The sequence below is a fragment of the Comamonas thiooxydans genome (assembly GCF_002157685.2).
In the GTDB taxonomy this organism is placed as follows: domain Bacteria; phylum Pseudomonadota; class Gammaproteobacteria; order Burkholderiales; family Burkholderiaceae_C; genus Comamonas; species Comamonas testosteroni_H.
Genome location: NZ_AP026738.1, coordinates 1,769,204 through 1,778,086, shown reverse-complemented (window position 1 = coordinate 1,778,086; position 8,883 = coordinate 1,769,204). Strand labels below are relative to the sequence as shown.

Genomic DNA, 8,883 nt, shown 5'->3' with positions numbered 1-8,883 from the left:
TCAATACCCCCGCAGAGCATCGGCGCCAGGGAAGCCGCCGAAGTTGATGGGCTGCCACTCGCCAAAGCGCTTTTTGCAGTCGCTCACACGGCCACCGCATTTGTCCTGCGTGGGATCTGCGACAGGATTGCCGTCACGGTCAAACATGGCCGAGCCGGTGTAAGCGCAGTACGGGCCTCGGTAGCCACCAATGGAAAGCCAGCCGCAGATGCTGGCCTGGATCTGGCGTGCTGGCAGTTGCTCGCCGTCAAAGTCGAGAGCCGAGCGCAACTCGAATTCGACGGTTTCCTTGTCCTCTGCCGTTTTGGCTTCAATCAGCCAGATCTCCGGAGGCAGCTCCTCGAGCGGGTCGGCTGTCGGGTTGCCGCCTGGAAAGTTGGCTGCGTCCAGGTACTTACTCAGGGTGCTGCGCCGGATGACGCGCGCGCCCACCAGGTCGCCCAGCGCCAGGCACAGCGCCGAGATGACGCCCGGCAGCGGGTTGCCCTGCTCGTCCTGGCCAATGTTGCCAACGCGCAAGGTCGGTGCCGGTTGGGTACCAACCCCAGTACGCGCAAAGCCTTCGGCCTCGATGGCCCAGGGGCCGTACTCGTTGCCCTGCCACCAGATGGGACCGGCCTGGGGGTAGCCATGGAAGCGCAGATGCTCGCCGCCAATCTGTGTGGCGTCCAGCTCGAACAGGTAGACCCGGTCGCCTGGGGTAAGGCCTTGAATGTCAGCTGTAATCATGTGAAGTCCAGAAACGACAAAGCCCGCACAAGGCGGGCTGGTGGCGGATAACAATTGCCGCTATGGCCGGTTGAACTCGGTAAAAGTCACCGACAGCGTGTAGCTCTTGAGTGGCCCTCTACCCCCATGAGGGGTTATCTGATAGTCGCCAGCCAGGTAGTGACCAGGATCTCCAAGGGGAGGTGTCCAGGTAAAAGACCGCGCACCCGCATGTCGATCGAGAAAATCTCTGATCGGCTTGATCTGCCCAGCACGACCGCGAAACTCCAACGGCCACGACTGTTTACGGGGGTTGATGCCATCCCCCGCTACCTGAGCGTATCCATCACCAAATTGCGCTCGCAAAGTCCGATGCGATACCGTCCCTTTCGGCTCAGACAACGGCCGCCATCCAAAGATCTCAGGCATTTAGGCCCTCCCATTTCGCTGCGACCAAAGCAGGCCCCCTGGTCGCATTTCCTGAGCAATGCGCTCGCGCACGGCATAGCCGACGATCTTGCCCAGCTGCGCCATGGAGGATTCCGAATTACCTGCAGCTGTGGCCGACACCTGGGCCTGTCCAGAAGACTGGACATTGACATCCACGTCGATGATCACAGTCCCCGCAGAGGAACCCACCAGACCTGCGCCAGCACCAAAGGCTTGCCCTCCCACCAGGCCTCCGTCTGAATAGCCCTGGGGTTTTCCATTGAGGCGGTTGAGCATGCTTAGGCCGAGGCGCTTGGTGTTCTCGGCATTGATCACGAACTCGCCCTTGTGGACGATGCCCGCCGGCTCCAGCTTTCCACCATCGCCGGTATAGCCACCGTCATCGAAGCCTAGCACGCTGCGCACCGCCCCACCCAACGACACGATGCCCTTGCTGAAGGCGGTGCGTGCCTCCATCATTGCCAGCGTCCGGAGCAGGTCGCCAAGTGACGCCTTCCCATTCACCACCAGGTTCGCCAAGTTTTCGGCAACACCGTTCAGCGCAGTAGTCCATACATCTGCGGTTTGGCGCGCTGTGTTCGCAGCGCTGTCCGCGAAGTTTTGCCAGGCGACACTTGCACCCAGTTGCCACCGCTCCTGCAGCAGGTCTAACTGCTGATAGGTTTGGTCATACACCTGGATCTCCCGATCCTTCTCGACCTGGAGTTCCTGTAGCCGGCGCTCAATCTGTTGTCGCTGCTCAACACTTAGACCAGGGGTAAACATTTGCCGGTCTTCGAGTCGGCGCTGTTCTGCCAGATACCGGTCCTCGATCTGCCATTTACCCTGTGCGCGCCCGCGCTCCTTATCCCCCATCCAGGCTGCAGCGATGGTGCGCTCTTGCTGCTTATCGAGTTGCTCGATGTAGCGCTGATGGGTCTTTGTCAGCGATTCAAGCGCGGCCTTCTGGCGCTCCATCGCCATGGCAGCATCCTGATCGACTGCGGCCAACTTGTTCTCGCCCTCCATCACCTTGACGCTGAGGCGTCCCCTCACATCAACCAATTGCTTGCGGACCTCTAAGGCCTCCTTCCCCTTTACTTTCTCCTGCTCCAACCGATCAATCTGAGCCTGCAGGGCCTTTTGTTCTGTCCCGTTGGCTTGAACAATCAGCTCGCGCTTGCGGCTGTAGAAATCCTGCTCGCTAATCAATCCGGCCTGCCGGCGTAACTCCACAGCGCGCTGCTGCTGGTCAATGGTCGCCAGCTCATCACGCATTTGCTGCTGGATCTCTGAAAGGTCAAGGCGGCGGGAAGCAGGCACCGTGCTGCCACCCTTCTTCTCTTTCTCCTCAAACTTCTTATTGATGCCGGCAATGACAGTGTCATATTGCTTCTGGGCCTCTGCGCTGGTCTTGGCGGCCTCTCCATATTTCTTCTCAGCAGCAGCCAACTCCAAGCGCTTCTGAGTCTGCTTGTCATAGTGCTTGCTGGCTTCTGCGCTCAGATTAATAAGTGCCTGCTCACGTTCACGAGAACCTTGCACATAAGTGTTGGCCGACTCGGAGAGACCCAACATCTCGCGCGCCTTGTCGAGCCTTTTCTGACGAGTCTTGAGGCCCTTGGCATAGCTGCCCGTGCTCTCGGTCACAGAGTTGGTCGGGCCACGCTCCTGGTAGTCATTGACCTCCTTCTGCAGCCGCTCCACCACAGCATGCATGCCCTCCTGGCGCCCGAGAGACTTGATCATGTCGATCACCTCGGCACCCACATTCCTAATGGCAATCCAGGCCTTTTCGACCGACCCCAAGTTGGCGGTGATCGTGCTGGTAGCGCCGGCAATGGCCGAATCGTAGGCGTCCTGGGCCACGCGGGCTGCATCCGTCTCACGCCCCACTTCCTGCAACGACTTGATCTGCTCAAAGGTTGCCGACGTCAGGAAGTCCATTTGCTTGTTCAGCTCAAGCACCGCCTTGACGGGGTCTTCGCCCAACTTCTTGAAGTCCTTGGACACCTCCTCCACGGATTGCCTGGTGGCACGCTCCCACTCAATCGCTGTCGTGGTGTAGCGCTGCAGGCGTTCAGCACCAACGCCAGCATTCGCTGCAAACGTAACCAGGGCCTCTGCCGCTTTGGCCTGGGTAATGCCTGCCACGTCATCCATGGCAGCGGACATGTCCACCAGCTGCTGGACGCTGGTGCCGGCCTGGTTGCCAGTCTTTTGCAGAACGACCAGGAATGCATGGGCTTCTTTGGCGCCTGAGTACAGGCCGTACGCCAGTACGCCAGCTGCTGCGGCCGCAAGCGTTAACGGGTTCACCATCCCCAGCACATAGCCGCCCAGTGCCTTGGCTGCCTCACCCGCCCCACCAAACATGGACATCAGCTGAGAGCCCTGCTGCAGAAATACCGTCATGGCGTTCTGCCCGCCCTGCAGCGACACGATGATGTCTTGGAGCTGCGCAGGAACACCACGCATCGCAGCAGAGTGAGCGCGGTCACTCATGACATATTGGCCGGACTGGCTCAGGCGCTTTTGCGCCGCCTCGGCCTGGCGCAACTGGTCGATATAGGGCTTGAGCACATCACCCGAGATACCGCGCTGCTTGGCCAGAATCTCGTAATACTCCGAGCCGGCCTTGCCGCCCGACTGCATGGCCACCGTGGCGCGCTGGATGCTGCCGACCATGTTTTTCTCGGCCCGAGACATGGCGACTGCAGCCTGCTGCGGCTGTGTCTCCAGGGGCTTGAGACCCTGTGCAGCCTTTTGGCCTGCAGCCTCCACGCCTGCGGCCATGCCCTTGGCTGCCGCCACAGCGTCAACGGCACCCTCGCGCACGCCTGTGGCGTCCAGCGAGGCCTCAATCTGGACTTTACGGCGGTCGGTATCGCTCATTTTTCAGCCTCAGCATAGATTTCTTGAAGTGCGGCAGCCTCCATGACCCGCACCTCGGCGCGCAGCCGGTCGTGGTCTTCATGGGGGATTTCGCGGGCGCGAAGTTCATCGGCCAGCACGCCGTAGTCCAGCCCCACCACGCCGCCGGCGCCGACGCGCCACTGCGTCTGCAGGGCATCGAACAGGCACCAGGCAGTCCAGTTTTCGGGCCAGACCTGGACACTGAACATGTCGGCGTACTGGCTCACCGGCAGCCCCCATTCCTTGAGGTACTGGGCATCCGGGAGCTGCATGTATCGCGCACGCGCTGCCGCAATCAGTTTCCCAAGCGGCCCTCCATGCACAGCTGCTTGTAGGTGTTCATCACGGCCTGGGCCGCTGCTGGCAGTTCGCTTGCCAGCTGGATGCAGTTGTCCAGGGTGAACGGTGCATCCAGCCCCCATTCAAGTAAGCACCCGTGGATGTACTGACCGTTGATCTGCACTACGCCTCGCTGCTGCTGCGTAGAGGGCTGACCTGCAGCGGGATCAAACGCCGGAGGCTCTACAGCAAAGATGCCGTCGAGGAATGCACCGAATTCCACGCGATCGCGGTATCGGAAGGTCACGGGCAGCAGACCCTCGGTGCCATCCGGCATGGTGACCTTGAGGGAATGGACGATGCCCTTGGGCCGCTGGCCCAGCACGATCTGGCGTGCAATCTGCTCGCTCATGATCAAGCAGCCTTAGGCAGAGTGGTCGGAGCGCCACGCAACAGCACCGTGGACTTTGTAGTCATCTCGGCCCCCTTCTCGGTGCTCGGTGTGTCGTCATAGGCCAGCTCGCCCACGTAGTAGCTAGCGGAGCCGTCCTTGAAGTCCAGACGATGCACAGACTCCATGCCGTCAGACGCCTTCAAAGCAGCACGAGCCGCACCATCCTGTTTCCAGCTGTTGGTGTATTCCAGGCGTCGCGCCGAACGGCCCTGGCTGAACTCCTGCTCGCCTTCAACATCGAGATAGCTGCTGCTGCCAGTCTTGAGCTCACCACCGCTCAGCGCGAAACTGGGCACGTAAGGCAAGCGCTGCCATTCGTCGGCAACCAGAGGGATCAGCGATACCTCTCCACCCATCGGAAAATTTGTGAGATCGCTGGTATCAACGCCGTCCAGAGTCACGCTGTCGGGCGTCGCGGCCTTCACCCGGGCCACGCGCCCCTCCAGCTCCGGGTAGTCCTCGCTGGTGATGACGACTACAGCCCTAGCCTGCAATGTATTGGTCACGGTCACCACCGCATGTGCGGCATTGGACATTGCACCAGCAGCCAAGGCGGTAAGAGCGGCGGTGTACAGATTGAGTTTTGCCCCATCGGGCAGAGGAACTTTGCGCATGGTTGTGCCCCTTTCAGGCAAAGAAAAACCCGCCAGGCTTTCCGTGGCGGGTGATGGCCCTTGCGGGCAGTGAAATCAGTAGCTGACGCTCACATCCTGGTCTGCCGAAAACAGATTCATATCGTGGTCGAAGTCATCGCGGAAACTTCCGACTGGCCGAATGGTCAGTTCTGGGTGCTGACGGAGCGCGCTCACCAGTTGCGGCATCAGCCGCTTCGGCTCCAGAACATCTTGGCTGAAAATCCGAATCTGCACATCGGCGGCGTCCACCTGAGAATCCTCGTTGTCCAGGTATTCGCTGGTATCGCCACCAAAGCGCTGCCAGATCACATAAGGCGTTTGCGCGTTGGCAGGGGCCACAGTGCCGTAGCAACTCGGGATTACGGCCGCAATGGCTGCGTGTAGAGCTTCGTCCATCACTTCACCCTTTCCAAGGCTTGCCAAAGCACGTCAGCAGAGGCCAGCACTGCCGCAGGCTCCGCGCGCAGCGAGCCGCGCATGAAAGCCTTGCCCGGGATGTAGACCGGCCCACCCGGACGGGGTAGGTAGTACGCATCCTTCTCGGCCTGACTGGCTCTGCGCCGCGGCTTCTTCTTGCCGGCGCTCTCCGGCCGTGCCAGTGTCACCCAGCCCTTTCTGGTCATCACCACCTGGTAGCGCTGCCAAAAGCCGTTCTCCAGCAGATGGCCGTGCGGCGCGGTCTTGGCATTCCAGCTGATGTGATATTCAGCAACGCCCTGACCGCTGTTCTCAGGTGAGAACGCCTGATAAATAGCCTTGCCCAGGTTCCCCGAGAGCTTCTTGATTCTGGCGACGTTGATCTTGGCTGTGTCGTAGAACACCTGGGCGGCAGCCTGTGCCGCAGGCCGCGCCGCCTCTTCGGCTGCATCTCCCAGATCATCAAAGAGCGATTCGAGGCCTGAAAGATCGACTGCGGCAATCAGGGAGCTTGCCCCCCTAGCCATTGGTCACCTCACAGACCAGATCAACATACTCGCGGCGCTGCCGCTCTGGCAAAACGGCCTTGATGCTGTATTCCACGCCTGCACAAACAACACGCATGTCAGCCTTGATGTCAGTGCGCCATCGAATTCGGATACTGGCTTGAGCTTTGCTGGCCACCTGCCCTGCACGCACGGTTTCGCTGCCCGAGGCAAAGCGAATGTTTGCCCAGGCCTTTGCAACCTCTTCCCAGTTGTTCGATAGCTGGCCAAGCCCGCCACCAGGCAAGCGGCGCTGGATGTGGATGCGGTCTCGAAGACTTCCTGCGTCCATGGTCAAAACCCCGGTTGCACGTTGATGCTGGACAAGAGAGCGGCGCTGATGTGAGGAGGAGCCTTCGCCCCTTCGCGCTGTCCCATCAGTTCACGATTGGCATAGAGCCAGGCGACAACCAGCAGCATCCAGGCGCGCACGCCCGCGTGCACCGCGATGTCGACACCCGCTGTGTATGTGATCTGCGCAGCCTTGCCGACAAATCCAGAGGCCTGAACCAAGGTGCGCCGACCACTCTGCGCAACAACAAAAGGCACAGCATCGCCGCTGACAGTGACACTCTCCACCTCGATCACGCCGCCGCGGGCAAGCACCGAATGGCCTGCGTCACTGGCCTGCTCGATATAGCGCCCCTTGCGGATGGCCGAGCCACTGACCTCCTCGGCCAGCGCGCGTGCGGCCGGGATAAGGACGCCTTCAAAGTAGGCATCCTCATCGTCACCATCCACTCGGCATTGCAGCTTCACCTCGGCAAGTGTCAAAGGCTCATCGCCAAGGTACTGGGCAATCATGCCTTGGAGCTCTTGGGTGCTTTGCCTGCTGGCTTGGACTGCGACTCGGAGGCCTGGGGCGCTTGCTGCGCGTCCTCCGCAGGAGGCTGCTCGGGTGCCAGCTCCTGCAATTTTTCCTCAGCAGCGCCAACTTGGGCAGGTTGGACACCATCCAGCTCTTGCTCAACTTCGTCTGCATCAGGCTCGGCATCAGACTTGGCCACACCCAGATCCTTAAGATGCTTGGCCGCGTCCGCATCAAAGCCAGCGCGGTCGCCCTTGGCGTAAGCCCCGAAGGGCTTGGTGAACAGTACGACTAATTTTTCCATGACTCACTCCTTGAACGCCCCGGCCAGCGGCCAGAGCAGGTCAAAACCAGGCGGGCTTAGCCGAAGCTGGAGCCCCACTGCACATCCTTGAGCACCACGATGGATTCGACGTGGCGGGGGCCAAAGTCGTGCTTGGCAATCACACGAATCAGGGTCTGGTCGCGCTGGAAGGCGGAGATCACATTGCCCTGGCCGTCCTTGTAGGTGGCCTCCTTGGAGTAATCGATCACCAGACCTTCGTCTTCGCCGATGAAGCAGTCGCCGAAGTCGGCCAGGTACAGCTCCGAGCCGTTGGAATCCGCGGCCACGGTCAGGTTGGCCGGAATCTGCGTGGTGAACGCCACCGCGTAGCCCTTGAGGAAGCCGTTATCCAGCTCCGGGTAGGCCTTGTTGCCGTTGCCATCACGGATGGAAGCCAGGAAGCGGAAGGTGCGAGGGTTCATGACCCAGCCGACGCTGGTCATGTTGGCGTTGGCGTTCTCCAGGCGGAAGAGCATCTTGTTCAGGTCCGCATCCACCTGTGCCAATGTGGGCGTGGCCGAGGTCGGTGCGAACACATTGGCAGCCAAAGCCCAATGGCGCAGGCCCTTGGGCGTGTTGGAGGTGCCGTCGTCGCGCAGAAAGGCCTTGTCTTCACGGGCCGCCAGCGCGCTGGTCAGGTCGCCCACCACAATGGCGTCCACATTCGGGTTGGCCGAAGAGTTGGCCAACAGGTCATTGCTGATGGGCACCAGGGCCGCCAGCTTTTTACCCGACAGCTTCAGGTCGTCGAACTCGCCCTGGGTTGCCGGCACGTCAGAATCAGAGCCGATATAGCCAACCACAGCACCACCCTTGAGGCGCGGGATGGTCATATTGCCGTTATTCAGGGGCAAGGGACGCGCGCCCAGCTTGCGCACGGTGGACTTGGGGCGCAGCAGCTCGATCACCTCGCTGGACAGATTGGTAGGCACCAACACGCCGCCGGCGGCCGAGGTCAGGGTGTTGAGGGAAGCGGCGATGTGCTCGCCGTAGCCACGCTCAATGGCCAGTTGCGCCGCAGCCTGGCGGTTGCCTTGGGCTGCAGCCAGAGCCACCACCATCTTGGCCATGCCGGCGCCAGGGGCGTCAGGCGTGCGGGCCTGTGCCGGCACGGTAGGAGGGGCCTGCGCACGGTTGGCAGTGGGGACCGCCTGGGACACAGGCACTGCGGAGGTTGCAGCCATGCGTTCAGCGGCTTCCAGACGCTCGATCTGCGCGCTCAAAGCCTCGAATTGCGCAGTCAGTTGGCCAAACTCGGCCTGCTGCTCGGCCGTCAGAGAGCCGTTATCAGCCTCCTGCTGGGCCAGGGCTTGCACGCGATCATTGATAGTCGCGCGTTCGCTACGGAGTTCATGAATTTTGGACAT

Annotated in this window: 12 protein-coding genes; all 12 read right to left on the bottom strand. The window is 61.1% G+C overall.

Features of this window, described 5'->3' with window-relative positions:
- A complete protein-coding gene (locus CTR2_RS08270) occupies nt 1-729 on the bottom strand; it encodes a phage minor tail protein L (RefSeq protein ID WP_087085852.1) in 729 nt (242 codons plus the stop codon).
- 60 nt (nt 730-789) lie between these two features.
- A complete protein-coding gene (locus CTR2_RS08265) occupies nt 790-1,137 on the bottom strand; it encodes a phage tail protein (RefSeq protein ID WP_087085853.1) in 348 nt (115 codons plus the stop codon).
- Entirely contained in the window at nt 1,138-4,032 is a 2,895-nt protein-coding gene (locus tag CTR2_RS08260) for a phage tail length tape measure family protein (RefSeq protein ID WP_087085854.1), read from the bottom strand.
- Nucleotides 4,029-4,325, bottom strand: coding sequence for a DUF1799 domain-containing protein (locus tag CTR2_RS08255; RefSeq protein ID WP_003063452.1), 297 nt, complete (start codon nt 4,323-4,325; stop codon nt 4,029-4,031). The genes CTR2_RS08260 and CTR2_RS08255 overlap by 4 nt, the downstream gene beginning before the upstream one ends.
- 23 nt (nt 4,326-4,348) lie before the next feature.
- Nucleotides 4,349-4,744, bottom strand: a complete 396-nt coding sequence (locus CTR2_RS08250; RefSeq protein ID WP_087085855.1) for a phage tail assembly chaperone — start codon at nt 4,742-4,744, stop codon at nt 4,349-4,351.
- Between the two features lie 2 nt (nt 4,745-4,746).
- Entirely contained in the window at nt 4,747-5,400 is a 654-nt protein-coding gene (locus CTR2_RS08245) for a phage tail tube protein (RefSeq protein ID WP_087085856.1), read from the bottom strand.
- A gap of 75 nt (nt 5,401-5,475) precedes the next feature.
- Nucleotides 5,476-5,817, bottom strand: coding sequence for a tail completion protein gp17 (gene gp17, locus CTR2_RS08240; protein ID WP_087085857.1), 342 nt, complete (start codon nt 5,815-5,817; stop codon nt 5,476-5,478).
- Complete coding sequence (locus CTR2_RS08235) at nt 5,817-6,365, bottom strand: HK97 gp10 family phage protein (RefSeq protein ID WP_087085858.1); 549 nt, start codon at nt 6,363-6,365, stop codon at nt 5,817-5,819. Before CTR2_RS08235 ends, gp17 begins: the two co-directional genes overlap by 1 nt.
- On the bottom strand, nt 6,358-6,675 hold the full coding sequence (locus CTR2_RS08230) for a phage head closure protein (RefSeq protein ID WP_254913507.1): 318 nt from the start codon (nt 6,673-6,675) through the stop codon (nt 6,358-6,360). Before CTR2_RS08230 ends, CTR2_RS08235 begins: the two co-directional genes overlap by 8 nt.
- Nucleotides 6,676-6,677: 2 nt before the next feature.
- Nucleotides 6,678-7,187: a head-tail connector protein gene (locus tag CTR2_RS08225; protein WP_087085860.1), complete on the bottom strand. Its 510-nt coding sequence runs from the start codon at nt 7,185-7,187 to the stop codon at nt 6,678-6,680.
- Complete coding sequence (locus CTR2_RS08220) at nt 7,184-7,495, bottom strand: hypothetical protein (RefSeq protein ID WP_087085861.1); 312 nt, start codon at nt 7,493-7,495, stop codon at nt 7,184-7,186. Before CTR2_RS08220 ends, CTR2_RS08225 begins: the two co-directional genes overlap by 4 nt.
- Nucleotides 7,496-7,551: 56 nt before the next feature.
- Nucleotides 7,552-8,883 carry a phage major capsid protein gene (locus CTR2_RS08215; protein ID WP_087085862.1) on the bottom strand — a complete coding sequence of 444 codons (1,332 nt, stop codon included), beginning with the start codon at nt 8,881-8,883 and terminating at the stop codon, nt 7,552-7,554.

Bases quoted from the DNA above. Each gene is read 5' to 3' on its own strand.
- CTR2_RS08270 (WP_087085852.1), bottom strand. From the start codon at position 729: ATGATTACAGCTGACATTCAAGGCCTTACCCCAGGCGACCGGGTCTAC.
- CTR2_RS08265 (WP_087085853.1), bottom strand. From the start codon at position 1,137: ATGCCTGAGATCTTTGGATGGCGGCCGTTGTCTGAGCCGAAAGGGACG.
- CTR2_RS08260 (WP_087085854.1), bottom strand. From the start codon at position 4,032: ATGAGCGATACCGACCGCCGTAAAGTCCAGATTGAGGCCTCGCTGGAC.
- CTR2_RS08255 (WP_003063452.1), bottom strand. From the start codon at position 4,325: ATGCAGCTCCCGGATGCCCAGTACCTCAAGGAATGGGGGCTGCCGGTG.
- CTR2_RS08250 (WP_087085855.1), bottom strand. From the start codon at position 4,744: ATGAGCGAGCAGATTGCACGCCAGATCGTGCTGGGCCAGCGGCCCAAG.
- CTR2_RS08245 (WP_087085856.1), bottom strand. From the start codon at position 5,400: ATGCGCAAAGTTCCTCTGCCCGATGGGGCAAAACTCAATCTGTACACC.
- gp17 (WP_087085857.1), bottom strand. From the start codon at position 5,817: ATGGACGAAGCTCTACACGCAGCCATTGCGGCCGTAATCCCGAGTTGC.
- CTR2_RS08235 (WP_087085858.1), bottom strand. From the start codon at position 6,365: ATGGCTAGGGGGGCAAGCTCCCTGATTGCCGCAGTCGATCTTTCAGGC.
- CTR2_RS08230 (WP_254913507.1), bottom strand. From the start codon at position 6,675: ATGGACGCAGGAAGTCTTCGAGACCGCATCCACATCCAGCGCCGCTTG.
- CTR2_RS08225 (WP_087085860.1), bottom strand. From the start codon at position 7,187: ATGATTGCCCAGTACCTTGGCGATGAGCCTTTGACACTTGCCGAGGTG.
- CTR2_RS08220 (WP_087085861.1), bottom strand. From the start codon at position 7,495: ATGGAAAAATTAGTCGTACTGTTCACCAAGCCCTTCGGGGCTTACGCC.
- CTR2_RS08215 (WP_087085862.1), bottom strand. From the start codon at position 8,883: ATGTCCAAAATTCATGAACTCCGTAGCGAACGCGCGACTATCAATGAT.